32 protein-coding genes are annotated in these 22,834 nt (G+C 64.9%); 26 read left to right on the forward strand and 6 right to left on the reverse strand.

All coding sequences use genetic code 11. The features are described from left to right. Positions 1–75: 75 nt before the first annotated feature. From PVW49_RS00005 to tig, 6 genes are all read left to right on the forward strand, one after another. Positions 76–408 carry a cupin domain-containing protein gene (locus tag PVW49_RS00005; RefSeq protein WP_074836624.1) on the forward strand — a complete coding sequence of 111 codons (333 nt, stop codon included), beginning with the start codon at positions 76–78 and terminating at the stop codon, positions 406–408. Positions 409–446: 38 nt separating this feature from the next. Beyond that, positions 447–1,328, forward strand: a complete 882-nt coding sequence (locus PVW49_RS00010) for an NAD(P)-dependent oxidoreductase (RefSeq protein ID WP_274589604.1) — start codon at positions 447–449, stop codon at positions 1,326–1,328. 267 nt (positions 1,329–1,595) lie between these two features. Then, positions 1,596–2,276, forward strand: coding sequence for a GntR family transcriptional regulator (locus tag PVW49_RS00015; RefSeq protein ID WP_048532119.1), 681 nt, complete (start codon positions 1,596–1,598; stop codon positions 2,274–2,276). A 184-nt stretch (positions 2,277–2,460) separates the two neighbouring features. Continuing rightward, entirely contained in the window at positions 2,461–2,940 is a 480-nt protein-coding gene (locus PVW49_RS00020; RefSeq protein ID WP_274589605.1) for a twin-arginine translocation pathway signal, read from the forward strand. Further along, positions 2,937–3,530 carry a ferric reductase-like transmembrane domain-containing protein gene (locus PVW49_RS00025; RefSeq protein ID WP_274589606.1) on the forward strand — a complete coding sequence of 198 codons (594 nt, stop codon included), beginning with the start codon at positions 2,937–2,939 and terminating at the stop codon, positions 3,528–3,530. The genes PVW49_RS00020 and PVW49_RS00025 overlap by 4 nt, the downstream gene beginning before the upstream one ends. 108 nt (positions 3,531–3,638) lie before the next feature. Further along, complete coding sequence (gene tig / locus PVW49_RS00030; protein WP_274589607.1) at positions 3,639–4,970, forward strand: trigger factor; 1,332 nt, start codon at positions 3,639–3,641, stop codon at positions 4,968–4,970. A gap of 68 nt (positions 4,971–5,038) precedes the next feature. Here the strand turns inward: tig and PVW49_RS00035 are convergent, their stop codons facing one another. The 5 genes from PVW49_RS00035 to rpsF all read right to left on the reverse strand — a co-directional run bounded on the left by PVW49_RS00035 (position 5,039) and on the right by rpsF (position 7,678). Further along, positions 5,039–5,839 carry a methyltransferase domain-containing protein gene (locus PVW49_RS00035; RefSeq protein WP_074836628.1) on the reverse strand — a complete coding sequence of 267 codons (801 nt, stop codon included), beginning with the start codon at positions 5,837–5,839 and terminating at the stop codon, positions 5,039–5,041. Between the two features lie 139 nt (positions 5,840–5,978). Beyond that, on the reverse strand, positions 5,979–6,212 hold the full coding sequence (locus PVW49_RS00040; RefSeq protein ID WP_274589608.1) for a hypothetical protein: 234 nt from the start codon (positions 6,210–6,212) through the stop codon (positions 5,979–5,981). A 217-nt stretch (positions 6,213–6,429) separates the two neighbouring features. After that, a complete protein-coding gene (gene rplI, locus PVW49_RS00045; RefSeq protein WP_048532115.1) occupies positions 6,430–7,062 on the reverse strand; it encodes a 50S ribosomal protein L9 in 633 nt (210 codons plus the stop codon). 12 nt (positions 7,063–7,074) lie between these two features. Continuing rightward, entirely contained in the window at positions 7,075–7,302 is a 228-nt protein-coding gene (gene rpsR / locus PVW49_RS00050) for a 30S ribosomal protein S18 (RefSeq protein WP_005982441.1), read from the reverse strand. A gap of 19 nt (positions 7,303–7,321) precedes the next feature. Then, the gene (rpsF, locus tag PVW49_RS00055) at positions 7,322–7,678 is read right to left on the reverse strand and encodes a 30S ribosomal protein S6 (RefSeq protein WP_048532114.1); all 357 of its coding nucleotides are present in this window, start codon (positions 7,676–7,678) and stop codon (positions 7,322–7,324) included. Positions 7,679–7,953: 275 nt separating this feature from the next. On the opposite strand from rpsF, the gene PVW49_RS00060 reads away from it, so the two are divergent. From PVW49_RS00060 to mltG, 6 genes are all read left to right on the forward strand, one after another. Beyond that, positions 7,954–8,208, forward strand: a complete 255-nt coding sequence (locus PVW49_RS00060) for a hypothetical protein (protein ID WP_139211339.1) — start codon at positions 7,954–7,956, stop codon at positions 8,206–8,208. A gap of 167 nt (positions 8,209–8,375) precedes the next feature. Further along, a complete protein-coding gene (gene fabD, locus PVW49_RS00065; protein WP_274565130.1) occupies positions 8,376–9,314 on the forward strand; it encodes an ACP S-malonyltransferase in 939 nt (312 codons plus the stop codon). 36 nt (positions 9,315–9,350) lie between these two features. After that, positions 9,351–10,088, forward strand: a complete 738-nt coding sequence (gene fabG, locus PVW49_RS00070) for a 3-oxoacyl-[acyl-carrier-protein] reductase (protein ID WP_274565128.1) — start codon at positions 9,351–9,353, stop codon at positions 10,086–10,088. Between the two features lie 218 nt (positions 10,089–10,306). Further along, complete coding sequence (locus PVW49_RS00075; RefSeq protein ID WP_048532110.1) at positions 10,307–10,546, forward strand: acyl carrier protein; 240 nt, start codon at positions 10,307–10,309, stop codon at positions 10,544–10,546. Positions 10,547–10,782: 236 nt separating this feature from the next. Then, positions 10,783–12,039, forward strand: a complete 1,257-nt coding sequence (gene fabF, locus PVW49_RS00080) for a beta-ketoacyl-ACP synthase II (RefSeq protein ID WP_048532109.1) — start codon at positions 10,783–10,785, stop codon at positions 12,037–12,039. 5 nt (positions 12,040–12,044) lie between these two features. After that, positions 12,045–13,199, forward strand: coding sequence for an endolytic transglycosylase MltG (gene mltG, locus PVW49_RS00085; protein WP_274565124.1), 1,155 nt, complete (start codon positions 12,045–12,047; stop codon positions 13,197–13,199). 52 nt (positions 13,200–13,251) lie between these two features. On the opposite strand, the gene PVW49_RS00090 is transcribed toward mltG, so the two are convergent. After that, a complete protein-coding gene (locus PVW49_RS00090) occupies positions 13,252–13,527 on the reverse strand; it encodes a DUF6552 family protein (protein WP_274565122.1) in 276 nt (91 codons plus the stop codon). 105 nt (positions 13,528–13,632) lie between these two features. On the opposite strand from PVW49_RS00090, the gene PVW49_RS00095 reads away from it, so the two are divergent. The 14 genes from PVW49_RS00095 to PVW49_RS00160 all read left to right on the forward strand — a co-directional run bounded on the left by PVW49_RS00095 (position 13,633) and on the right by PVW49_RS00160 (position 22,819). Further along, a complete protein-coding gene (locus tag PVW49_RS00095) occupies positions 13,633–14,502 on the forward strand; it encodes a LysR substrate-binding domain-containing protein (protein WP_274589609.1) in 870 nt (289 codons plus the stop codon). Between the two features lie 159 nt (positions 14,503–14,661). Next, a complete protein-coding gene (locus PVW49_RS00100; RefSeq protein WP_274589610.1) occupies positions 14,662–15,003 on the forward strand; it encodes a hypothetical protein in 342 nt (113 codons plus the stop codon). Next, the gene (locus PVW49_RS00105) at positions 14,912–16,279 is read left to right on the forward strand and encodes a DNA-packaging protein (RefSeq protein ID WP_274565115.1); all 1,368 of its coding nucleotides are present in this window, start codon (positions 14,912–14,914) and stop codon (positions 16,277–16,279) included. The genes PVW49_RS00100 and PVW49_RS00105 overlap by 92 nt, the downstream gene beginning before the upstream one ends. 195 nt (positions 16,280–16,474) lie before the next feature. Next, positions 16,475–17,653, forward strand: a complete 1,179-nt coding sequence (locus tag PVW49_RS00110) for a phage portal protein (protein WP_074836636.1) — start codon at positions 16,475–16,477, stop codon at positions 17,651–17,653. Next, the gene (locus PVW49_RS00115) at positions 17,646–17,867 is read left to right on the forward strand and encodes a GTA head formation protein, RCAP_rcc01685 family (protein ID WP_048532105.1); all 222 of its coding nucleotides are present in this window, start codon (positions 17,646–17,648) and stop codon (positions 17,865–17,867) included. The genes PVW49_RS00110 and PVW49_RS00115 overlap by 8 nt, the downstream gene beginning before the upstream one ends. Before the next feature lie 73 nt (positions 17,868–17,940). After that, positions 17,941–18,495: an HK97 family phage prohead protease gene (locus tag PVW49_RS00120; protein WP_170850542.1), complete on the forward strand. Its 555-nt coding sequence runs from the start codon at positions 17,941–17,943 to the stop codon at positions 18,493–18,495. A gap of 22 nt (positions 18,496–18,517) precedes the next feature. Beyond that, positions 18,518–19,696 (forward strand): phage major capsid protein, encoded by a 1,179-nt coding sequence (locus PVW49_RS00125; RefSeq protein WP_274589611.1) that lies wholly within the window; start codon positions 18,518–18,520, stop codon positions 19,694–19,696. 164 nt (positions 19,697–19,860) lie between these two features. Beyond that, a complete protein-coding gene (locus PVW49_RS00130) occupies positions 19,861–20,466 on the forward strand; it encodes a head-tail connector protein (RefSeq protein ID WP_274589612.1) in 606 nt (201 codons plus the stop codon). Beyond that, positions 20,463–20,801 carry a head-tail adaptor protein gene (locus PVW49_RS00135; RefSeq protein WP_074836640.1) on the forward strand — a complete coding sequence of 113 codons (339 nt, stop codon included), beginning with the start codon at positions 20,463–20,465 and terminating at the stop codon, positions 20,799–20,801. The genes PVW49_RS00130 and PVW49_RS00135 overlap by 4 nt, the downstream gene beginning before the upstream one ends. Continuing rightward, a complete protein-coding gene (locus PVW49_RS00140; protein ID WP_074836641.1) occupies positions 20,798–21,208 on the forward strand; it encodes a DUF3168 domain-containing protein in 411 nt (136 codons plus the stop codon). Before PVW49_RS00135 ends, PVW49_RS00140 begins: the two co-directional genes overlap by 4 nt. A 23-nt stretch (positions 21,209–21,231) precedes the next feature. Continuing rightward, positions 21,232–21,645 (forward strand): phage major tail protein, TP901-1 family, encoded by a 414-nt coding sequence (locus PVW49_RS00145; protein WP_048532100.1) that lies wholly within the window; start codon positions 21,232–21,234, stop codon positions 21,643–21,645. A gap of 3 nt (positions 21,646–21,648) precedes the next feature. Then, on the forward strand, positions 21,649–21,975 hold the full coding sequence (locus tag PVW49_RS00150; protein ID WP_048532099.1) for a GTA-gp10 family protein: 327 nt from the start codon (positions 21,649–21,651) through the stop codon (positions 21,973–21,975). Continuing rightward, positions 21,972–22,169: a rcc01693 family protein gene (locus PVW49_RS00155; RefSeq protein WP_048532098.1), complete on the forward strand. Its 198-nt coding sequence runs from the start codon at positions 21,972–21,974 to the stop codon at positions 22,167–22,169. Before PVW49_RS00150 ends, PVW49_RS00155 begins: the two co-directional genes overlap by 4 nt. Then, positions 22,169–22,819 carry a phage tail tape measure protein gene (locus PVW49_RS00160; protein ID WP_274589613.1) on the forward strand — a complete coding sequence of 217 codons (651 nt, stop codon included), beginning with the start codon at positions 22,169–22,171 and terminating at the stop codon, positions 22,817–22,819. Before PVW49_RS00155 ends, PVW49_RS00160 begins: the two co-directional genes overlap by 1 nt. Positions 22,820–22,834 lie beyond the last annotated feature (15 nt).

A 22,834-nucleotide genomic window follows, 5' to 3' on the forward strand; every position in this document is an offset into this window, starting at 1 on the left:
ATTCAAAATTACCCTCAAAAAACTCGCAAAATCATGAGCCGAGCACGAGGGACCCCAACGACACGGAGATGAGACATGACAGTAAAGAACTACTTCCCGGGGAGCGAAAACCAGCTCTTCGACGCCGGTGGCGGGCTGACCCGGAAGGTCGGCGCCTATAATGACAATGCGATGGTGGTCGAGGTGCATTTCGACACCGGCACGGTGGCAGCGCGCCACCACCATCCACACGAGCAGATCACCTATGTGATCTCGGGCAAATTCGAATTCACGGTGGGCGACGAGACCTACATCGTTGCCGCCGGCGACTCGCTCTACAAGCAGCCCAATATCGAACACGGCGCCACCTGTCTCGAGGCCGGTACGCTGCTGGATATCTTCACGCCGCATCGGGAAGATTTCCTATGAAAGACAATCCTCAAGACCAACTTAACGGAGTACATGGCATGACCAAACCTGTCATCGGGTTCATCGGCCTCGGCCTCATGGGCGGCAATATGGTGGAGAACCTTCAGAAGCGGGGCTACGAGCTCATCGTGATGGATCTCAATACCGAGGCCGTGGCAAAATGCCTCGCGCGTGGCAAGGCGCGCGAGGCGGCCTCGGCCAGGGAACTGGCGGAGGCCAGCGACATCGTGATGCTCTGTCTGACCAAGTCGGACGTGGTCGAAAAGATCGTCTATGCCGAGGACGGCATCCTTGCCGGCATTCGCGAAGGCGCGGTGCTGATCGATTTCGGCACTTCGATCCCGGCCTCGACCCGCAAGATCGGCGCCGACCTGGCCAAAAAGGGCGCCGGCATGATCGACGCGCCGCTGGGCCGCACCCCGGCCCATGCCACCGACGGGCTGCTCAATATCATGGCCGCCGGCGAGAAGGCGACCTTTGACAAGGTCAAGCCGGTGCTGGAAGAGCAGGGCGAGAATGTCTTCTACCTCGGCGCGCTCGGGGCCGGTCACACCACCAAGCTGATCAACAATTTCATGGGCATGACCACGGTCTGCACCATGAGCCAGGCCTTTGCCGTGGCCGACAGGGCCGGTGTCGATCGCCAGCAGCTCTACCACATCATGTCGACCGGCCCGTCGAATTCGCCGTTCATGGGCTTCTGCAAGAACTATGCCGTGGATGGCGTCAGCGACCTGGGCTTTTCGATCAACAATGCCAACAAGGATCTGGGCTATTTCCTCGAGATGGCCAAGGATCTGGGCACGCGGGCCGAGATTGCCGAGGGCACCTCGCACAATCTTCAGGCTGCGGTCGACGCCGGCCTGGGCGAGGGCAATGTTCCGGAGATCTTCGATTATTTCATGACCCTCGAGCGATGAGGCCTCCGGCGGGAAGGCTTGCCTTTCCGCCGCTCGCCGGCGCGCGCAGGCCGGCGGCAACGGCGGCGCCCGCTGGCGCGGGCCAACCGCCACGTTTGAATTGATTCCGCCGCACAAGTCATTATTTAACGGCATGACAAGGTGAGACTGGTCTATAATGGCAGAATTCCGCGCGTTTCCGACGTGAAACGCGACATTCCGAGGCGCCGGCTTAGCAGCAGCGCTTTCGTAAGGGAATTTGACATATAGACGACGGGGAGCGACGGCATGCTGAAAACTCTGGATACGCCGGTGGCACGGACATCGACCGACATGGTCTTCAATGCGCTCTACGAAGAGATCTCGACGTTGAAGCTCCTGCCGGGGACCAAAATGTCCGAGGCCGAGGTGGCGAACCGCATGGGCGTGTCGCGGCAGCCGGTGCGCGATGCCTTCAACCGGCTGGGCAACATGGGGCTGCTGCTGATCCGGCCGCAGCGCGCCACGGTGGTACGCGGTTTCTCGATGGACGAGATCCAGAATTCGCGGTTCATCCGGCTGGCGGTCGAGCTCGAGGTCATCCGGGAGGCCTGCGCGGTCTGGGACGCCGAAAAGGCCGGGCTGCTCGAGGCCAGCCTGGCCGAGCAGCGGGCGGTGATCGACGCTGGCCAGAATGACCGATTTCACGCGATGGACTATGATTTCCACCGACTGATCTGCGAACTCGGCGGCCGGCCGCTGGCCTTCGAGACGATCGAACGCTGCAAGCAGACGGTCGATCGGCTCTGCGTGCTGAGCTTTGGCCAGGAACGGGCCCTGAGCGATGTTTTTGGCGATCATTGCGATATCGCGCAGGCGCTGGCGGCGCGCGACGAACAGGCGGTGCGCGATGTCATGCGGCGCCATCTGCGACGGTTGGACGAGACCGTCACCCAGATCCATTCGGCGCATGCGGATTACTTTGAATAACCGGCCCCGAAAGCAGGCGGGCAGGGGCCGCGCCGCCCCGGCTCACGCAATCGTGGGCGCAATGTGTTTGGTGCAGGCGGCTCCGGTTCTTGGGGGCTGCGCCCAAAGACGGTAAACTCGGTCAGGTAATTGTAACGGTTGCCGACAGCGCCCGGCTGCGGGCCTGTCCGACAGGAGAGTTTCCATGCCTCAACTTCCAATCCGACGCCGACACCTGATTGCCGCCGGTGGCGCGGCTCTGGCTCTGGGACTGATATCACCCCTGGTCGCGCAGTCGGTCACGCCGACGCGCACGATGCGGGGCGGTGCCAACAATTACCGCCCCGGCGCGCCGATCGTCGACCGCATCGGCGGCGGCGGCTTCTGGATGAGCGGCACGGTGCGCCGCGCCGGTGACGGCGCGCCGCTTGCCGGCCAGCGCATCCAGATCTGGGCGCATACCACCGAAGGCCACGAACGCGACCCGCAGAGCCACGGCGCGACGCTGACCGACGAGAACGGCATGTTCCGGCTGGAGATGCCGCAGATCGTGCCGGCCTTTGGCCAGCCGCATGGCCATTTGGCCTATGACAGCGGCGATTATGAGACGGTGTTTCTGCGCCCGGTGATGGGCAGCGCGCGCGACACCAGCCTGGAGGCGCATTTCGTCCTGCAACCGGCGTGAGGGGGCCGGGCCGGCTGCCTGCGGCGCTGATCTGGGCGGGGCTCGGGCTGGCGCTGGGCCTTCCCTTGGTCGCGGCGGCGGACAGCCCCTTGCTGGCCTATCGCCGACCGGTCTATATCGCGGCCGGCTTTGCCGGGGTGGTCGGGCTGATGCTGCTGGCGGTGCAGCCCCTGCTGGCGGCAGGCCTGCTCCCGGGGCTGTCGCCGAGGCAGAGCCGGCGGCTGCACCGGTTTGCGGGTGCGGCGTTGGTGCTGGCGGTGATCGGACATGTGGTGGGGCTCTGGATCACCAGCCCGCCGGATGTGATCGACGTGCTGCTCCTGCGGTCGCCGACGCCGTTTTCGATCTGGGGCGTGCTGGCGATGTGGGCGCTGTTTGCCAGCGCCACGCTGGCCGTGCTGCGCCGCCGCCTGGCCTCTCGGCTCTGGCGCCGGGCGCATCGCGGGCTGGCGCTGGTGATCGTTGCCGGGACGGTGGCGCATGCGCTTCTGATTCAGGGCACGATGGAGCCGGTGAGCAAGGCCGGTCTCAGCATTCTGGCCGGGCTTGCGGTGCTCTGGGCCGTGGCGGGGCGAAACTCTGCCCGGTAGCCGCCCGGACGTGCAGATCCGCCTTGCACGCTTGGGCGGGGGCGCTTAGAAGACCCCAGATTTGAAATAGGCGGGCTGGGACTCGCCCTCGAACTTATGGGGAATGGGATGCAGGTCACCGAGACTCTGAACGAAGGTCTGAAGCGCGAATACGCGATCACCGTCAGCGCCGCCGAGCTGGAAGAAAAGGTCAACGAAAAGCTGGCCGAAGCCCAGCCCGAGATCGAGATGAAGGGCTTTCGCAAGGGCAAGGTGCCGATGCCGCTGCTGAAGAAGCAGTTCGGCCAGCGTCTGCTGGGCGAAGCGATGCAGGAAACCATCGACGGCGCGATGAACCAGCATTTCGAAGCCAGCGGCGACAAGCCGGCGCTTCAGCCCGAGGTCAAGATGACCAACGAGGACTGGAAAGAGGGCGACGACGTCAATGTCGAGATGTCCTATGAAAAGCTGCCCGAAATCCCCGAGGTCGATCTGAAATCCATCTCGCTCGAGAAGATGACCGCCAAGGCCGGTGACGACGAGGTGGACGAGGCGCTGAAGAACCTCGCCGAGACCGCGCAGGACTTCAAGGCCCGCGACGAAGGTGCGGCCGCCGAAGACGGTGATCAGGTGGTCTTTGATTTCGTCGGCAAGGTCGACGGCGAAGCCTTCGAAGGTGGCTCGGCCGAGGATTACCCGCTGGTGCTGGGCTCCGGTTCGTTCATCCCGGGTTTCGAGGAACAGCTGGTCGGCGCCAAGGCCGGCGAGGAAAAGGACGTCACCGTCACTTTCCCCGAGGAATACCAGGCCGAGCATCTGGCCGGCAAGGAAGCGGTTTTCTCTTGCACCATCAAAGAGGTGAAGGAGCCGGTTGCGGCGGAGCTCGATGACGAACTGGCAAAGAAATTCGGCGCCGAGTCGCTGGATGCGCTGAAAGAGCAGATCCGGGAGCGTCTGGAAGCAGAATACGCCGGTGCCGCCCGCCAGGTGACCAAGCGGGCGCTGCTCGACAAGCTGGACGAGATGGTGAAATTCGACCTGCCGCCGACGCTGGTGGAGGCCGAGGCCAAACAGATCGCGCACCAACTGTGGCACGAGGAAAACCCGGACGTGGAAGGCCACGATCACCCCGAGATCGAGCCCACGGACGAGCACAACAAGCTGGCCGAGCGCCGCGTGCGCCTGGGGCTTCTGCTGGCCGAACTGGGCCAGAAGGCCGAAGTGCAGGTGTCGGACGCCGAGATGACCCAGGCGATCATGAACCAGGCGCGCCAGTACCCCGGTCAGGAACGTCAGTTCTTTGAGTTCGTGCAGCAGAACCAGCAGATGCAGCAGCAGATGCGCGCGCCGATCTTTGAAGACAAGGTCGTCGACTACATTCTCGAGCTGGCCGAGGTGACCGAGAAAGAGGTCTCCAAGGAAGAGCTTCAGAAGGCTGTCGAAGAGCTCGACGAAGAATAATCAGCACACCTCATGTGCTGAATTCGGGCCGTTCCCCCTCGGGGGGCGGCCTTTTTTCTTGGGTACTATCAGATCTTTTGCGCGATGGCGGTGGCAATGGCCTGATATCCGTAGAGCCGGCCATCGGCGGCGCGCTGAGCATGTTCGGCGATCAGCGCATCGGCCAGCCCCTGACCGATCAGCCCCCGGGTCACCATGTCGCGGGTGGTGATCTCTACCCAGGGCAGCATCTGGGCTTCAGTGATGATGACGCGGCTTTGCACATCGAAATGGTCGAGTCTCAGGCCGGCGTCGGCAATCAGCCCGCGCAGCCGGCCGACGAGGTGCGGGTCGGTCACATAGGTGCGGACGAATTCCTTGGCACAGCAATCAAGCGGATCATTGGCGGCGCTGGCAAGCGCGGCCTTGGAAAAATCGACATCTGCCACGACCAGCCAGCCGCCGGTGCGGAGCGCGCGCGCGGCTTCGGCCAAGAGGGTCTCCGGCGCAACGACGTGGGTCAGCACGGTGTGCAGGATGGCATTGTCGACGCTGTTGTCGGCGACAGGCAGGGTGGCGCCGTCGGCCTGTTCAAATCTCAGATTGTCGAAGTTGGGCGCGCGGGCCCTTGCCTCTTTGACAAAGCCTGCCGAGGGTTCGTAGCCGATCACCTGCGCCGGCGCGGCATGTTTGGCGATACGGCGGGTCACCGCGCCGGCCCCGGCGCCGATTTCGACGGTCAGGCTGTCCTTGGCGAAATCCAGCCGCGAGAGATAGCCGGCAACGAGCGCCTCCATTGTCGGGTCGCTTTGACGGATTTCCATGGTATCGGCAAAGATCTTGATGAATTCGGGCCCCGCGGCATCGACGTTCTGAAACGGATCGGTCATGTCAGTCGCTCCCTGTCACACGCAAGGGCAGTCTACACCGTTTCGGGATTTCTCGCGCCGCCGTGTCAGACTTGAAAAGGCCGCCTCGGGAGGGAGAGGCGACCTTTCCATAGGCCGGAGGCATCCGGGGACAAGGAATTTACCGGCCGTCGTTTCCGAACCGCGTTTTCATGCGCGCGATCGCTTCCGCCACGCGGCGGGTGGTGCTGGCCTCCGCCAGCGCGGCGTTGCGGGCAGCCAGAATGTCTGCGTGGCTGCGCTCTGCCGCGGAGAGCGGGGCGTCGATCAATCGAAGGACACGGGCCGATGCAAGCGAATAGAAGACCGCGTCGGGTGCCGGGGCGACGTTCTGGACCAGTCCTTTCTGTGCCATGGCTGCAATCTTCCGTAATCGTTACTGTATACTTTTACCGGTACTCTTTATGTCGAAGCATCGGCCCGTTTGCCTTCCTTGGTGTTGTACCTCGTCTGGGCGATACACGGCAAAGCTGCTGGCGGATACGCGGGCTATCCTTTCAGGTATGCCAAATGACAAAAGGCCGTGCGTCGGGGACGCACGGCCTTCGAAAGTATAGGGATGGACCGGGAAATCAGCCGCGGTCTTCTTCCGGTTGTTCTTCGCCGGAGTCGTCCTGGACCACTTCGGCCAGGTCGTCGTCGTCCGAAGCGGCCGAGCCGATATCGTCGAACAGTTCCGCGATCTCGAATTCGGCGGCGGCTTCTTCTTCCGCGGCCAGTTCCTGGATCGACTTGCCCGAGGCTTGCAGTTCGGCCTCTTCAGGCGAACGTGCGACGTTGAGGTTGACGGTGGCCATCACCTCGGGGTGCAGGTGCACCTCGATCTCGTGCAGGCCCAGTTCCTTGATCGGCTGACGGATCAGGATCTGCTTGCGGTCGATCGAGAAGCCCTCTTCGGTGGCCACGTTGGCCGCGTCACGGGTGGTGACCGAGCCATAGAGCGAACCGCCGTCGGAGGCCTGGCGAATCACGACGAACTGCTGGCCGTCGAGACGCGATGCCAGAGCTTCGGCTTCTTTCTTGGTTTCCAGGTTGCGCGCTTCGAGCTGGGCTTTCTGCGCCTCGAATGCCTCGATGTTGGCTTTCGACGCGGTCAGCGCCTTGCCTTGCAGCAGCAGGTAGTTGCGGGCGAAGCCGGGCTTGACGTCGACGACGTCGCCCATCTGGCCGAGCTTGGCCACGCGTTCGAGAAGGATGACTTGCATGTGCTTAACTCCTTACTTCACAGCGTAGGGCAGCAGCGCGAGGAAGCGGGCGCGTTTGATGGCGCGGGCCAGTTCACGTTGCTTCTTGGCCGAGACGGCGGTGATCCGGGACGGCACGATCTTGCCGCGCTCGGAAATGTAGCGCTGAAGAAGGCGGGTGTCCTTGTAGTCGATCTTGGGTGCATTGTCGCCCGAGAAGGGGCAGACCTTGCGGCGGCGGAAAAACGGTTTTGCGGCCATGGGTTAGCTCTCCTTCGACTTAGCGGCGTTCACGACGGCGGTCTTCGCGCTCGTCACGTTTCTGCATCTGGATCGACGGACCTTCCTGGTGCTCGTCGACCTTGATGGTCAGCACGCGCATCACGTCGTCATGCAGGCGCATCAGGCGTTCCATTTCCTGCACGGCGTCCGACGGGGCGTCGGTGCGCATGTAGGCATAGTGGCCCTTGCGGTTCTTGTTGATCTTGTAGGCCATGGTCTTGACACCCCAGTACTCGGTGTCGACGACCTTGCCGCCGTTGTCGGACAGGACAGTGCCGAAATGCTCGACGAGGCTTTCGGCCTGCGCGCCGGAGAGATCCTGGCGCGAGATAAAGACATGCTCATAAAGGGGCATGTGCACTCCATTTATATCAAGGCGCATTTCAAAGGGCGGGGCCATGTCCTTTCGCCCCCAACCCACGAGAGACTGCGCGGTTCATACGTCTTGCGAAAGGATGGCCCGATATACAGCCTCGGGCACAAATGGCAAGGGGGCTGGGGGCGGCTGCGGCCCGTTGACGGCCCGTTGACGCCCCGGGGGCGGATCGTTCCGCCTCTTTTCCCTGTTTGTGCCGCATTCCTGCCGGAATTCGCGCGGAACCTCTCCAATATGCCAATGGGAGAAGCCAGATGACCGTAGCCAGCCTCTTGATGCGCGCCGACCCCGAGAGAGAGACCGAAATGAACGCGGACATGATTGCACGGTGGTTTGTCCGACTGGTTGGCCTGTCGCTGGTGGTCGCAAGCCTGGGCATGTGGGTCGCGCCCAATGCCGCGACGCTGCCGGAACTGATGATGATAAAGCTCTGCGCCTCCTTCTTCTTTGCGTTGACTGGTGGCTATCTGCTGTATTTCGCCCGAACGCCAAAGTCTTCGCGCGGCTGAGCGGGGCGGCTGGGTCGCACCGCCGAACCGATTCGACCGGCTGTCCGCCTGACTGGCGCGGCCGGTTTTTCTTTTGAATTTCTCCGCACTGCGGCGTGGCATAGACATTGCAGTCGGGTTTCGTGGCGCGTATCCATGGCAAAACGACGCTGCAACAGAGGGATGGTATGGGCCGCGCATTTGTTTTTCCGGGACAGGGGGCACAGGCGATCGGTATGGGCAAGGCCCTCGCTGATGCCTATCCGGCGGCGAAAGCCGTTTTTGAAGAGGTCGACGAGGCGCTCGGCGAAAAGCTCTCTGACCTGATCTGGGAAGGCGATGCGGCCGATCTGACCCTGACGCAGAATGCCCAGCCGGCGCTTATGGCGACCTCGCTGGCGGCGATGCGCGCGCTCGAGGCCGAGGGCATCGATGTGACGGCGGCCAACTATGTCGCAGGGCATTCGCTGGGGGAATATTCGGCGCTGGCCGCCGCGGGTTCTTTGAGCATCGGCGATTGTGCACGTCTTCTGCGCACCCGGGGCAAGGCAATGCAGGCGGCGGTGCCGGTCGGCGAGGGCGCGATGGCGGCGCTGCTGGGGCTTGACCTCGAACGCGCGCGCAAGGTCGCGGCCGAGGCAGCACAGGGCGAGATCTGTGCGGCGGCAAATGACAATGACCCCGGTCAGGTGGTCGTCTCAGGCCACAAGGCGGCGGTGGAACGCGCGGTCGAGCTGGCCAAGGCGGCCGGCGCGCGGCGCGCGGTGCTGCTGCCGGTGAGCGCGCCGTTCCATTGCAAGCTGATGGAGCCGGCCTCGCATGTGATGGCCGACGCGTTGGACGATGTGCAGATCCACCGGCCCAAGGTGCCGCTGGTGGCCAATGTGGTGGCCGAGGCGGTGAGCGATCCGGCGACAATCCGCTCGCTTCTGGTCAATCAGATCACCGGTGCCGTGCGCTGGCGCGAGAGCGTGCAGTGGATGGCCCGTCACGGCGTCACCGATCTTTGGGAAATCGGCGCCGGCAAGGCGCTGATCGGCATGGTGCGGCGGATCGATCGGGATATCGCCACCCGCAACATCGGCACGCCCGAAGACGTGGCGGCGGCAAAGGATGCGCTGGCCTGAGCGCCGGCGCCACAAGCAAGACAAGAGGAAGAGCGGATGTTTGATCTGAGCGGGAAATCTGCGCTGGTGACCGGGGCATCGGGCGGCATCGGCGGCGCGATCGCCAAGGCGCTGCACGGGGCGGGGGCGACCGTCGGCCTGAGCGGCACGCGCGAGGCGCCTTTGCAGGAACTGGCGGCGGAACTGGGCGAGCGGGCGCATGTGCTGCCCTGCAACCTGAGCGATCTGGAAGCCGTCGAAGCGCTGCCGAAACAGGCCGCCGAGGCGATGGGCGCGGTCGATATCCTGGTGAACAATGCCGGCATCACCCGGGACAACCTGTTCATGCGGATGTCGGATGACGAATGGAATTCGGTGCTTTCCGTCAATCTCACCTCGTCAATGAAGCTCTGCAAGGGGGTGATGCGCGGAATGATGAAGGCGCGTTGGGGGCGGATCGTGAATATCTCGTCGATTGTTGGCGCCACCGGCAACCCCGGGCAGGCGAACTATGCCGCGTCGAAGGCCGGGATGATCGGCATGGGCAAATCGCTGGCCTATGAGGTGGCGAGCCGCGGCATCACGGTGAACGCCATTGCGCCCGGTTTCATTGCCACCGCGATGACCGACAAGCTGACCGACGACCAGAAGGAAAAGATCAACGTGCAGATTCCCGCCGCGCGCATGGGAACGCCCGAGGAAATCGCCGCCGCAGTCCTCTATCTGTCGAGCCCGGAAGCCGGGTATGTGACGGGTGCGACGCTGCATGTGAACGGCGGAATGGCCATGATCTGACGCCATGACCGGTTCTCCCGGAAAGCGTTTGCCAATCGCTGCTCTTATGCTATAGGCGCGTGGAAATCCGGGGGGGCTCGTGCTGGCCTGGATCGACCTGCTTATGCGGGGAACAGGCCAAAGGCCAACCGCCGCCTCGGGAGGGGCAAGTAAAGTTCGAACCCCTCGGGGCACGGGCAAAACAGGGCCAAAGGCCCAAGACGATGAGGATTAAAGATATGAGCGACGTCGCAGATCGCGTGAAGAAAATCGTTGTGGAACACCTCGGTGTCGAAGAAGGCAAAGTTGTCGAAGGCGCGTCGTTCATCGACGACCTCGGCGCAGACAGCCTTGACACCGTGGAACTGGTGATGGCGTTCGAAGAAGAATTCGGCATCGAGATCCCCGATGACGCCGCCGAGAACATCCAGACCTTCGGCGATGCGGTCAAATTCATCAACGACGCGAAAGAAGCGTAAGAACGCTTTGATCCGTCAGGATTTTGTGGGAACGGCGTGCCTTTTCGGGTGCGCCGTTTTCCGTCGTGAGGCACGGCGCGGCAAGCGGCCGTGACAGGGCTTGTCAGTTGCCGCAGAGCCGGCTTCCGGCATAGGGTTTCGATACGCGGGGGCTTGCCCATCCGGCATCGCTTTCCCTTGCCCCTCTTCCCCCTGTCGGGGTAAGAGCGTGCAACTTGTTTCAAAGGGGCAACACCATGCGCAGAGTAGTTGTGACAGGGCTTGGTCTGGTGACACCGCTGGCTTGCGGCGTCGAGGAGAGCTGGAAGGCGATTCTGGAAGGCAAATCGGGCGCAGGCACGATCACCCGGTTCGATGCCAGCCAACTGGCCACCACCTATGCGTGCGAAGTGCCGCATGGCGACGGCACCGACGGCACCTTCAACGCCGATGACTGGATGGCGCCGAAAGAACGCCGCAAGGTCGACGATTTCATCCTGTACGGCGTTGCCGCCGCCGAGCAGGCGGTGAAGGATGCCGGCTGGACGCCGGAGGACAAGGAAAGCCTCGAGACCACCGGTGTGCTGATCGGGTCGGGCATTGGCGGGCTGAACTCGATCGCCGAGACCGCCGTGCTGATCAAGGAACGCGGGCCGCGCAGGGTGTCGCCGTTCTTTATTCCAGGCGCGCTGATCAACCTGATTTCGGGCCAGGTGTCGATCCGCTATGGCTTCAAGGGGCCGAACCATTCGGTGGTGACCGCCTGTTCGACCGGTGCCCATGCGATCGGCGATGCGGCCCGGATCATCAAGGACGGCGATGCCGAGGTGATGATCGCCGGTGGTGCCGAGGCGGCGATTTCCGAGATCGGCATTGCCGGCTTCAACGCCTGCAAGGCGCTGAGTACAAAGCGCGGCGACGCGCCGGAAACCGCCAGCCGGCCGTATGATGCCGACCGCGACGGCTTTGTCATGGGCGAGGGCGCCGGTGTTGTCGTGCTGGAGGAATACGAGCACGCCAAGGCACGTGGCGCGAAAATCTACGCCGAGGTCGTGGGATACGGCATGTCGGGCGACGCCTATCACATCACCGCCCCGTCGGAGGATGGCGAAGGCGCCGAGCGTTGCATGAAGATGGCGCTGAAAAAGGCCGGCGTTGGCCCGTCGATGATCGATTACATCAATGCGCATGGCACCTCGACCATGGCCGACACCATCGAGCTTGGCGCGGTCGAGCGGCTGATGGGTGAGGCGGCGTCGAAGGTGACCATGTCCTCGACCAAATCGGCCACCGGGCACCTTCTGGGCGCCGCCGGCGCGATCGAGGCGATTTTCTCGATACTGGCGATCCGCGACCAGGTGGCGCCGCCCACCATCAACCTCGACAATCCGGCGGTAGAGACCAAGGTTGACCTGGCGCCGAATGCAAAACGCGAGCGCGAAATCAACTACGCGCTGTCGAACTCCTTTGGCTTTGGCGGCACCAACGCTTCGGTCATCTTCAAGAAGGTCTGAAATACATGTGGCGCAGTATCGCCTCGAATGCCCTGAGCTTTTTCGTCGTCGCCATCTTTCTGGCTGGCGGCGCCTTGCTCTGGGCGCAGGGGGAATATTCGGCGGAAGGGCCGCTGGAGGCGCCGATCTGCCTCGAGGTGGCGCGGGGGTCGAACTTTTCGCGTGTCTCTCGCGATCTGGCCGGTCAGGGTGCGATTTCCAGCGGCTTTCTGTTTCGCGTCGGTGCCGACTATGCCGACAAGACCGACGCGCTGAAGGCCGGGTCTTTCCTTGTGCCCGAGGGCGCGAGCATGGCCGAGATCGTCGATACCGTGACCCGGGGCGGGGCCAGCACCTGCGGCACCGAGGTTGTTTATCGGATCGGCGTCAACCGGGTTACCGCCGAAGTGCGCGAGCTTGACCCCGAGACCCAGCGCTTTGTCGAGCTGGCGAAGTTCGTGCCGGGCGAAGACGAGGTGCCGGAAGACTACAGCCGCGTCCGCGGAGCTGCCGATACCCGCTACCGGATCGCGCTGGCCGAGGGGGTGACCAGCTGGCAGGTTGTCGAGGAACTCACGGCGCTCGACGTGCTGGAAGGTGCGGTAGCGGAGCTGCCGCCGGAAGGTTCCCTGGCGCCGGACAGCTACGAGCTTCGGGTCGGCCAGACGCGGGCCTCGATTGTCGAAGAAATGCAGCGGCGGCAGACGGCCATCGTGGCCGAGGCCTGGGCCGACCGGAGCGAGGGACTTCCCTTCGACACGCCGGAAGAGATGCTGACCCTGGCCTCGATCATCGAAAAGGAAACCGGGGTGGCCGGCGAGCGCGGGATGGTGGCGAGCGTCTTTGTCAACCGTCTGAACCAGGGCATGCGGCTTCAGACCGACCCGACGGTGATCTATGGCATCACCGAGGGCAAGGGTGTGCTGGGCCGCGGGCTGCGGCAGAGCGAGCTGCGTGGCGCGACGCCTTATAACACCTATGTCATCAATGGCTTGCCGCCGACGCCGATCGCCAACCCCGGGGCGGCTGCGATTCAGGCGGCGGTGGCGCCGGAAGACACCGATTTCCTGTTCTTTGTGGCCGATGGCACCGGCGGGCACGCCTTTGCCGAGACCCTGGCAGAACACAACGCCAATGTCGCCAAGTGGCGGCAGATCGAGGCCGAGCGCAGCGGCAACTGAGTGGCGTGGCGCTGGACCGGAAGGCAGGCCCTTGTGGCCTGCCTTTTGCGTTTCAGGCGGCGAAGATTCCGGCCACCATTGAGCCGAAGGCGATGACGTGGATCAGGATCACGGCACGATCTTTCCATAGCAATCCGACAACGAACCAGCCGATCAGACCGAGCAGGAACAGGTAGATGTTCCACGGCACGAGGCCGAAGCCGGTGGCGGCATATCCCATGATCTGAAAGATCGAGGCGAGCCATTTGATCACGGTGACGGGCGCGGCCCGGGTAATGCCGCGCCGGGCGGAATGGGTGAGGTCCTGGGCGGTAAGGGATCGGCTCATTGTAGAATTCCTGTTTCCTGCGGCTTGGATGTGGTAGATATGCGGCAGGCAAGGCGTGTCGTGAAGCCAGATGATGGCCTGCGTGACTGTAGGAAAACTATTGGCATGAGAAATCTACCGCCATTGAATGCATTGCGGGCCTTTGAAGCGGCGGGCCGGGCCATGACCTTTCGCGCCGCGGCGGAGGAACTGGGCGTGACCCAGGGCGCGGTGGCGCAGCATGTGCGGGCATTGGAAGCGCGGTTGCAGGTGCAATTGTTCGAGCGCCGCCACCGCGATCTGGCCTTTACCGCGGCCGGCCGCGCCTATCACGAGGCAGTGGAACGCGCGTTTTCCAGCATCGAGACCGCAACGGCGCGGTTGCAGCCGGCGACCGCCGAGGTGACGATCAGCGTCACTCCGAGTTTTGCCGCCTGTTGGCTGATCCCCAACATGCGGTCGCTGACCGAGGCGCATCCGGATGTGGAGCTTCAGATCCGTGCGACCGAGCGGCTCGCGAGTTTTTACTCAGATCCTGTGGATCTGTCGGTCCGGCAGGGGCGCGCGCCTTTTGGCGCCGCGTTGCGGGCGGAGCTGTTGTTCGAAAACCGGCAGATTGCCGTGGCGGCGCCGGAGGTGGCCGGGCTGGCGCGTGCGGCGCCGGAGCGTGCCACTTTGCTGCATGAGCCGCATGGACGCTGGCCGGAGTTTTTCGACCAGGTGCTCGGACTGCCGGGAGAGCGCGCGCAGCGCGGCGCAAAGTTCAGTCAGACCGCGCTTGCCATCGATGCAGCGGCCATGGGCCAGGGCGTTGTGCTGGCGCCGGAGGTGCTGGTGGAACGGCACATTGCCGAGCGACGGCTGGTTCAGGTCTGGCCGGGTGACTACCTGGGCGCGCGGCATTTCTATCTGCTGGCCCGCAACGACGTGGCGCTGAGGCCGGAGGTGGAAGCGGTCTGGGACTGGTGTCTGTCGATGCGGAAAACGGTTCGGTAACAAAGCGTTAACTCACTTTGCCTTGACTTGGCGAACGGTTTCTCCTATAAGTTGTGACATGCTGGAAGACATGGGCAAACGGCCCCCGGGGAAACCCGGGCGGCCGTTTTTTTGTGTCGCTCGTGCGGGGGCAATCCCAGCATGGAAGGTGACGTATCAATGACACTCATCACCGCGAAACAGGACGTCGACCGCCTGGAAGGAAAACTTCTGGTCGTTCGGGAAAGTCTCGAAGACTTCGAGGCGGCGCTCAGAGACCTGAAGCAACAGGTGCGGAGCGGGGAGGTCACAGCACTCAAGGATGTCAGCAAGACGCTCGCGGAAATTCGCGGCTGGATGAAGCTGGCGATGGAAACGGAGGCGCAACTTGCTGAATATGCACGAAGAGAAGCCGCTATCGAAGGCGCATATGGGATCGACCTTGAAAGGGCACGATCTGAGATCGGGTGCCGTCTTGCTAAGCTGCGCAAGTGCTGCGGTGCAGGACGAGTTCCTCGATAGCCTCAGCGAGGGAGAGCTTCTGGCTCTCCCTTTCCTGTTCGAGTTCTGGGCCCATCCGCACCAATTGCCCCCCGAGGGCGATTGGCGGTCCTGGGTGGTCCTTGGCGGGCGCGGTGCGGGCAAGACCCGGGCCGGTGCGGAATGGGTGCGCGACATGGTGGAAGGGGCGCGACCGAGGGATGCGGGGCGCGCCGCGCGGGTGGCTCTGGTGGGCGAGACCTATGACCAGGTGCGCGACGTGATGATCTTTGGCGACAGCGGCATTCTTGCCTGTTCGCCGCCCGACCGGGTGCCGAAATGGGAGGCCAGCAAGCGCCGCCTGGTCTGGCCCAATGGAGCGGAGGCCAAGGCGTTTTCGGCCAATGACCCCGAGGCGCTGCGGGGCCCGCAGTTTGATGCGGCCTGGGTGGACGAACTGGCGAAATGGCCCAATGGCGAGAGCACCTGGGACATGTTGCAGTTTGCCCTGCGGCTGGGCGACGATCCGCGGGTCTGCGTGACCACGACGCCGCGCAATGCGGAGGTGTTGAAGACGCTGCTGGATTCGCCGTCGACGGTGGTGACGCGGGCGCCGACCGAGGCGAACCGGGCGCATCTGGCGGAATCCTTCCTGCGCGAAGTCCGCGACCGCTATCGCGACACACGGCTGGCGCGGCAGGAGCTCGATGGCGAGATGCTGACAGATCTCGAGGGCGCGCTCTGGACGCATGAGATGCTGGATGGCTGTCGCGGGCGCAAGGTGCCGGAGCTTGATCGCATCGTGGTGGCCGTCGATCCGCCGGTGAGCGGGCATTCCGGCTCTGACGCCTGCGGCATCGTCGTGGCGGGGGTGAGGATGTGCGGCCCGGTGCAGGAGTGGGAGGTGCATGTGCTGGAGGATGCCAGCGTCGCGGCGGCGAGCCCGAAGACCTGGGCCGAGCGCGCGGTGCGGGCCTATCGCGAGCATCGGGCCGATCGCATCGTCGCCGAGGTCAACCAGGGCGGCGCGCTGGTCGAGAGCGTGATCCGGCAGGAGGATGGCGCGGTGGCCTATACCGCAGTGCATGCCAGTCGCGGCAAGGTGGCGCGGGCGGAACCGGTGGCGGCGCTTTATGAGCAGGGCCGGGTGTTTCACGGCGCGGGGCTGGCGGCGCTGGAAGAGCAGATGTGCCTGATGGCGCTGCGCGGCTTCGAGGGCAAGGGCAGCCCGGACCGGGTGGACGCGCTTGTCTGGGCGCTGACGGAGCTGGTTGTCGCGGCGCAGGAAAGACAGCGGCCGCAGGTGCGTACGCTGTGATCAAGCGGGTTTAACCTTTTCGTAGCAGAGTGGTCTCGTCAGGCCGGGGAGCCTCCGGCGGGCGTTTGCGGGGCAAGATGAAATGGCGCGGCTGCGCTGAATTCCGAAGACGACACGGCGATGCCAGCCGGGCCGGATGTGGCCCCGGCGCAGGCCGCGCCATGCCCGAAGGGCGATGAAGGAGCACGGGACGCGATGTTTGATTTTCTGCGGCGGGACAACAAGGCGGAGAGCGCGGGCGAGACCAAGGCCAGCGCCACGGGGCGGGTTGTGGCCTGGCAGGGCGCGGGCCGGGTGGCCTGGAGCCCGCGCGATACGGTGTCGCTGACCAAGGCGGGTTTTGCCGGCAATCCGGTGGGCTTTCGCGCGGTAAAGCTGATTTCCGAGGCGGCGGCGGCCCTGCCGCTGGTATTGCAGGACGCCGACCGGCGTTATGAGGTGCATCCGCTGCTGGACCTGATCACCCGGCCCAACCCGGCGCAGGGGCGGGCGGAGTTGCTCGAGACGCTTTACGGCCATCTCTTGCTGTCGGGAAATGGCTATGTCGAGGCCGTGGCCGGTGATGACGGGCTGCCGCTGGAGCTGCATGTGCTGCGCTCTGACCGGATGTCGCTGGTGCCGGGGCGGGATGGCTGGCCGGTGGCCTATGATTATGCCGTGGGCGGGCGCAAGCATCGGTTCGACGTGAGCGGGCCGGTTTCGCCGATCTGTCATATCAAGAGCTTTCATCCGCAGGACGACCATTACGGCATGGCGCCGATGCAGGCCGCAGCGCAGGCGCTGGATGTGCATAATTCGGCTTCGCGGTGGTCGAAGGCGCTGCTGGACAACGCCGCGCGGCCCTCGGGGGCGATTGTCTATCGCGGTGCCGATGGCTCCGGCACGATGAGCGCCGAGCAGTTCGACCGGCTCAGCCATGAGATCGAGACAAACCATCAGGGCGCGCGCAATGCCGGGCGGCCGATGCTGCTGGAAGGCGGGCTGGACTGGAAGCCGATGGGGTTTTCGCCCGCAGACATGGAGTTTCACAAGACCAAGGATGCGGCGGCGCGCGATATTGCGCTGGCTTATGGTGTCCCGCCGATGCTGCTCGGCATTCCGGGGGAGGCGACCTATGCCAATTACCAGGAGGCGCACCGGGCGTTTTATCGCCTGACGGTGCTGCCGCTGGCGGCGCGGGTGACGGCGGCGATTTCGGCCTGGCTGGTGCAATTTGGCGGCGAGGCGGTGGCGCTGAAGCCCGATCTCGACCAGGTGCCGGCCCTGGCGGCGGAGCGCGAGGCGCAATGGGCGCGGGTGAGCACCGCGGAGTTCCTGAGCAATGCGGAAAAGCGGCGGCTGCTTGGGCTGCCGGCGGAGCCCGAGGATGGGTGAGCGTCCGGGGTTCGAGGCTTTCGATTGCGCGCCGGCGCTGCGTCTGGAGGCACATGAGCGGGTGGCGGAGTTGCAGTTTGCGGCGATGACCAAACGGCTCGACCGGATGGAGGCGCTGCTGGAGCGGTTGGAACGGCGGCTGTGGCTGGCGGTCTACGGGGTGGCGGCGGCGATTGTCGGGCAGGCGTTTCAGAGCCTGTTGGTGGTGCAGTGAGGTAGGCGGGGCGCCGGACGAAAGCCCGGCCACCAGAGCGCGGCTTGCGACGGCGGCACATGTGGAGACGAATATGGATCTAGAGACGAAATTTGCGCGGTTCGACACCGGGTTGAGCGTGACCGACGGGCAGGTGATCGAGGGCTATGCGAGCCTGTTCGGGGCCTGCGATCAGGGCGGAGATGTGGTGGCCGAAGGGGCTTATGCGGCCTCTTTGAAGCGGCTGACGGCGGAGCGGCGGCAGGTGCGGATGCTCTGGCAGCATGACCCGGCGCAGCCGATCGGCGTCTGGGACGAGGTGCGCGAGGATGGGCGCGGGCTTTTCGTCAAGGGGCGCATTCTAGAGGCGGTTGCGAAGGGACGCGAGGCGGCAGCGCTTTTGGCGGCGGGGGCGATCGACGGGCTGTCGATCGGCTATCGCACCCGGAAAGCGGTGACATCGGACAGGGGCCCCAACAAGGGCAAGAGGCTCTTGCAGGAACTGGAGCTTTGGGAGGTGTCGCTGGTGACCTTTCCGATGCTGCCCAGTGCGCGGGTGGCGGCCAAGGGCGAGCGCCCGGACGACACCTTGCGGGAATTGGCCGCGGTTTTCGAGGCGGCGCGCCAGGAGATCGCGCGCAACGGCTAGCGCGGGACAACAGGAGAAGCGGATGGAAATGACCGATGCAGAGGCAGCGGGCGGGGATCCTTTGTCCCCGGCGCAGGAGATGAAGACCGCGGTTGGCGGCTTTGTCACCGAGTTGAAGGCCTTTCGGGCCGAGATCGAAACCAGAGTTCAGAAGCAGGAAGAGAAAATGACCATGTTTGAACGCAAGACCCTTGCTGCGGCCCGCCCGGCGCTTGCCGCGACCGATTACGACGCACCGCATCAGAAGGCTTTTGACGCCTATCTGCGCTCGGGTGATGACGACGGGCTGCGCGGGCTGGAGCTGGACCAGAAGAGCATGTCGACCGCGGTGAATTCTGATGGCGGCTATCTGGTCGGTCCGCAAATGTCGGAGACCATCAAGTCGGTGCTGCATTCCGGCGCGTCGATCCGGGCGGTGGCCAGCGTGGTGAATGTCGAAGCGACCTCTTATGACGTGCTGGTCGATACCACCGATCTGGGCGCCGGCTGGGCCAGCGAGACCGCGGCGAGCGCCGAGACCGGTACGCCGACCATCGACCGGATCACCATTCCGCTGCATGAGCTCTCGGCACTGCCCAAGGCGTCTCAGCGGCTGTTGGACGATGCGGCCTTTGACATCGAGAGCTGGCTGGCCGGGCGCATCGCCGAGAAATTTGCCCGCGCCGAGGCGGCGGCCTTTGTCAGCGGTGACGGCATCGACAAGCCGACCGGCTTTCTGACCCATCCGGTGGTGGACAATGACATCTGGGCCTGGGGCAATATCGGCTATGTGCCGACCGGTCTCGACAGCGCGCTGGGCAATGGCGATGCGATCATCGACCTGGTTTATGCGCTGGGGGCGGAGTACCGCGCCAATGGCACCTTCGTGATGAACTCGAAAACCGCCGGCGAGGTGCGCAAGCTCAAGGATGGTGACGGGCGCTTCCTGTGGTCGGACGGTCTTGCGGCGGGCGAGCCGGCGCGGCTGCTGGGCTATCCGGTGCTGATCGCCGAGGACATGCCGGACATTGCCAGCGGCTCCGATTCCATCGCCTTTGGTGATTTTGCGGCGGGCTATACCGTGGCCGAGCGTCCCGATCTGCGGGTGCTGCGCGACCCCTTCAGCGCCAAGCCGAACGTGCTGTTCTACGCCACCAAACGCGTGGGTGGGGACGTGAGCGACTTTGCCGCGATCAAGGTGCTGCGCTTCGCCGTCTCGTAATCCGGGGCGGTGAGGCCGGGGGGCGAGGCCCTTCGGCGGGCGCGCGTCGGTTGACCGGCGTTGTCTGGCTGCTCCCCTCCGTTCGAGCAACGTGGGTGGCGCGCGCCTGAAACCGGACGGCGGGAAAGCATGGGGCCGTGGGGGCCGAAGACGGAGTTACCGAAATGATGTTGGTAGAAGAGACCAATGTGCCCCTGGCGGCGCTTCCGGTCGAGGAATTCAAGGCGCATCTGCGGCTGGGCAGCGGCTTTGCCGGGGCAGGCGTGCAGGATGCGGTGCTGGCAAGCTTTCTGCGCGCGGCTATCGCGGCGATCGAGGCGCGCACCGGCAAGGCGCTGATCCTGCGGCCGTTCACCTATACGGTGGAGCGATGGCGAGAAACGGCGGCCCAGCGCCTTCCGGTGGCGCCGGTGACGGCGGTGAGTTCGGTCACGATCACCGATGCGGCGGGCACGGCGGAGGTGGTAGACCCCGGCGATTACCGGCTGCGCCCCGATGCCCAGGCGCCGCAGCTGCGCGCCACCGGGAGCTGTCTGCCGGTGATCCCGGCAGGGGGCAGCGCGGCCGTTGCCTTCAGCGCGGGATATGCGCCGGACTGGGCCGGGCTTCCGGCCGATCTGGGGCAGGCGGTGATGCTGCTGGCGGCGCATTACTACGAATACCGCGACGAGACGGCGCTGGGGCAGGGCTGCATGCCGTTTGGAGTGACCACGCTGATCGAACGCTACCGGATGATGCGGGCCGGTTTCGTCGCAGGGGGCCTGGGATGAGCGCGCCGCGGATCAACCGGGCGCTGGTGCTCGAGGCGCCGCAGGATGTGCCGGACGGCGCCGGCGGGTTTGACCGGCTTTGGCTGCCGCAGGGCACGCTCTGGGCGGAAATCACCGCCCGCAGCGGACGGTTTGCCCGGGGTGAGGCGGGGCCCAGCTCTCTGACCGGCTATCGCATCGTGGTGCGGGCCGCGCCGGTGGGCGATCCGCAACGGCCGGTGGCAGGCCAGCGGTTTCGCGAGGGAACGCGGAGCTGGCGGATCGAGGCGGTGGCAGAGAAGGGCGCCGATGCCCGGTATCTCACGTGTTTTGCCGAAGAGGAGGTGGCGGCATGAGCTATGCGGTGGCGGCCGCCTTGCAGGCGGCGGTGTACAGCCAGCTCTCTGGCGATACGGCGCTGGGCGCGATCGTCGGGACGGCGGTCTATGATGCGGTGCCGGCGGGGACGCTGCCCGCGATCTATGTGACGCTGGGCGCCGAAACGGCGCGCGACCGGTCGGACATGACCGGCCGGGGGGCGGCGCATGATCTGCGGATTTCGGTGATCTCTGACGCCCAGGGCTTTCAGCAGGCCAAGGAGGCGGCGGCGGCGGTGAGCGATGCGCTGGACGCTGTGCCGCCGGCGTTGAGCCGCGGGCGTCTTGTCGGCCTCTGGTTCCGACAGGCCAAGGCGACGCTGGACCGAAGCGACGGCACGCGGCGGATCGACATGATCTTTCGCGCCCGGGTGGAAGACAACTGACATTCTTTATCGGAGGACGCGATATGGCGGCTCAAAACGGCAAGGACCTTTTGATCAAGGTCGATCTCAGCGGCGCTGGGCAATTCGAAACCATGGTGGGCCTGCGTGCCTCGCGGATCAGCTTCAATGCGGAACCGGTCGATGTGACCTCGCTGGAAAGCGCCGGGGGCTGGCGCGAGCTGCTGGGCGGTGCGGGGGTGAAAAGCGCGGCGATCTCGGGCGCCGGCATCTTCAAGGACGACAGCACCGACGAACGCGCGCGGCAGATCTTCTTTGACGGCGAGGTGCCGAATTTTCAGGTCATCATCCCGGATTTCGGCACCGTCGAAGGGCCCTTTCAGGTGACCAGCCTGGAATATGCCGGCAGCCATGACGGCGAGGCCACATATGAACTTTCGCTTGCCTCGGCTGGCGCGCTGACCTTCGTGGCGCTCTGAGCCATGGGCAATCCGTGGCGGGGCGAGGTCACGCTGGTGATCGATGGCGAGGCGCAGGTGCTCAAGCTGACACTGGGCGCCTTGGCCGAGCTGGAAGAGGCGCTGGAGGAAGGAGCGCTGGTCGATCTGGTGGCGCGGTTCGAGGCGGGGCGGTTTTCAAGCCGCGACGTGCTGGCGCTGATCGTGGCCGGGCTGCGGGGCGGCGGCTGGCAGGGCGGGCCGCGCGATCTGGTACGGGCCGAGATTGCCGGCGGGCCGATGGGCGCGGCGCGCGCGGCGGCCGAGCTTCTGGCGCGGGCCTTCATGCTGCCGGAGGCACAGGAGAGGTGAGCCGGATCAACTGGCCCAAACTGATGGCCGCGGGCCTGCGCGGGCTGGGGCTGACACCGGCGGCATTCTGGGCGCTAACCCCGGCCGAGTTGATGCTGATGCTGGGTGTGGGCGGCGGCGGTGGCGCGCTGACCCGGGACCGGCTGGATCAGCTGATCGCGGCCTTCCCGGACGATGAGAAAGGAACGGAGTGATGGCGGAACTGGACGGATTGGACGATCTCGATTTGCAAGTCGACGCACTGGCGCAATCGCTGGGCTCGGCGGGCGCGTTGGCGGCCGGGTTCGACAGCGAACTCAAGCGGATACACCAGACGTTTGCCGCGACTGGCAATCAGGCACGTTCGCTGGGCACGACACTTTCGGGCGGTCTGCGCAAGGCGATCGACGGCGTGATCCTCGATGGGATGAACCTGTCGGATGCGCTGGGGATCGTCGGAAAGTCGATGATCAACGCCGCCTTCAACGCGGCGGTGAAACCGGTGACCGATCACTTCGGCGCGCTTCTGGGCGGTGCGCTGACGCCTCTTGTGCCTTTCGAGAAAGGCGGTGCCTTTAGTCAGGGGCGGGTGACGCCCTTTGCCAATGGCGGGATCGTCAGCGGCCCGGTGGCCTTTCCGATGCGCGGCGGCATGGGGCTGATGGGCGAGGCGGGGCCGGAAGCGATCATGCCGCTGGCCCGGGGGGCGAACGGCAAGCTCGGGGTGCAGGCCCAGGGCGGCGCCGGCCCGATCAACGTGGTGATGAACATCCAGACGCCGGATGCGCAGGGCTTCCAGCGCAGCCAGAGCCAGATCGCGGCGCAGATGAGCCGGGTGCTCGCACGCGGCACGCGCAACAGGTAACCGGGGAGGGGAGAC

Source organism: Marinovum sp. PR37 (assembly GCF_028807375.1).
GTDB lineage: Bacteria > Pseudomonadota > Alphaproteobacteria > Rhodobacterales > Rhodobacteraceae > Marinovum > Marinovum algicola.

Coding starts and splice junctions, on each gene's coding strand:
- PVW49_RS00005 (WP_074836624.1), top strand. CDS start 76: ATGACAGTAAAGAACTACTTCCCGGGGAGCGAAAACCAGCTCTTCGAC.
- PVW49_RS00010 (WP_274589604.1), top strand. CDS start 447: ATGACCAAACCTGTCATCGGGTTCATCGGCCTCGGCCTCATGGGCGGC.
- PVW49_RS00015 (WP_048532119.1), top strand. CDS start 1,596: ATGCTGAAAACTCTGGATACGCCGGTGGCACGGACATCGACCGACATG.
- PVW49_RS00020 (WP_274589605.1), top strand. CDS start 2,461: ATGCCTCAACTTCCAATCCGACGCCGACACCTGATTGCCGCCGGTGGC.
- tig (WP_274589607.1), top strand. CDS start 3,639: ATGCAGGTCACCGAGACTCTGAACGAAGGTCTGAAGCGCGAATACGCG.
- PVW49_RS00035 (WP_074836628.1), bottom strand. CDS start 5,839: ATGACCGATCCGTTTCAGAACGTCGATGCCGCGGGGCCCGAATTCATC.
- PVW49_RS00040 (WP_274589608.1), bottom strand. CDS start 6,212: ATGGCACAGAAAGGACTGGTCCAGAACGTCGCCCCGGCACCCGACGCG.
- rplI (WP_048532115.1), bottom strand. CDS start 7,062: ATGCAAGTCATCCTTCTCGAACGCGTGGCCAAGCTCGGCCAGATGGGC.
- rpsR (WP_005982441.1), bottom strand. CDS start 7,302: ATGGCCGCAAAACCGTTTTTCCGCCGCCGCAAGGTCTGCCCCTTCTCG.
- rpsF (WP_048532114.1), bottom strand. CDS start 7,678: ATGCCCCTTTATGAGCATGTCTTTATCTCGCGCCAGGATCTCTCCGGC.
- PVW49_RS00060 (WP_139211339.1), top strand. CDS start 7,954: ATGACCGTAGCCAGCCTCTTGATGCGCGCCGACCCCGAGAGAGAGACC.
- fabD (WP_274565130.1), top strand. CDS start 8,376: ATGGGCCGCGCATTTGTTTTTCCGGGACAGGGGGCACAGGCGATCGGT.
- fabG (WP_274565128.1), top strand. CDS start 9,351: ATGTTTGATCTGAGCGGGAAATCTGCGCTGGTGACCGGGGCATCGGGC.
- PVW49_RS00075 (WP_048532110.1), top strand. CDS start 10,307: ATGAGCGACGTCGCAGATCGCGTGAAGAAAATCGTTGTGGAACACCTC.
- fabF (WP_048532109.1), top strand. CDS start 10,783: ATGCGCAGAGTAGTTGTGACAGGGCTTGGTCTGGTGACACCGCTGGCT.
- mltG (WP_274565124.1), top strand. CDS start 12,045: ATGTGGCGCAGTATCGCCTCGAATGCCCTGAGCTTTTTCGTCGTCGCC.
- PVW49_RS00090 (WP_274565122.1), bottom strand. CDS start 13,527: ATGAGCCGATCCCTTACCGCCCAGGACCTCACCCATTCCGCCCGGCGC.
- PVW49_RS00095 (WP_274589609.1), top strand. CDS start 13,633: ATGAGAAATCTACCGCCATTGAATGCATTGCGGGCCTTTGAAGCGGCG.
- PVW49_RS00100 (WP_274589610.1), top strand. CDS start 14,662: ATGACACTCATCACCGCGAAACAGGACGTCGACCGCCTGGAAGGAAAA.
- PVW49_RS00105 (WP_274565115.1), top strand. CDS start 14,912: ATGGGATCGACCTTGAAAGGGCACGATCTGAGATCGGGTGCCGTCTTG.
- PVW49_RS00110 (WP_074836636.1), top strand. CDS start 16,475: ATGTTTGATTTTCTGCGGCGGGACAACAAGGCGGAGAGCGCGGGCGAG.
- PVW49_RS00115 (WP_048532105.1), top strand. CDS start 17,646: ATGGGTGAGCGTCCGGGGTTCGAGGCTTTCGATTGCGCGCCGGCGCTG.
- PVW49_RS00120 (WP_170850542.1), top strand. CDS start 17,941: ATGGATCTAGAGACGAAATTTGCGCGGTTCGACACCGGGTTGAGCGTG.
- PVW49_RS00125 (WP_274589611.1), top strand. CDS start 18,518: ATGGAAATGACCGATGCAGAGGCAGCGGGCGGGGATCCTTTGTCCCCG.
- PVW49_RS00130 (WP_274589612.1), top strand. CDS start 19,861: ATGATGTTGGTAGAAGAGACCAATGTGCCCCTGGCGGCGCTTCCGGTC.
- PVW49_RS00135 (WP_074836640.1), top strand. CDS start 20,463: ATGAGCGCGCCGCGGATCAACCGGGCGCTGGTGCTCGAGGCGCCGCAG.
- PVW49_RS00140 (WP_074836641.1), top strand. CDS start 20,798: ATGAGCTATGCGGTGGCGGCCGCCTTGCAGGCGGCGGTGTACAGCCAG.
- PVW49_RS00145 (WP_048532100.1), top strand. CDS start 21,232: ATGGCGGCTCAAAACGGCAAGGACCTTTTGATCAAGGTCGATCTCAGC.
- PVW49_RS00150 (WP_048532099.1), top strand. CDS start 21,649: ATGGGCAATCCGTGGCGGGGCGAGGTCACGCTGGTGATCGATGGCGAG.
- PVW49_RS00160 (WP_274589613.1), top strand. CDS start 22,169: ATGGCGGAACTGGACGGATTGGACGATCTCGATTTGCAAGTCGACGCA.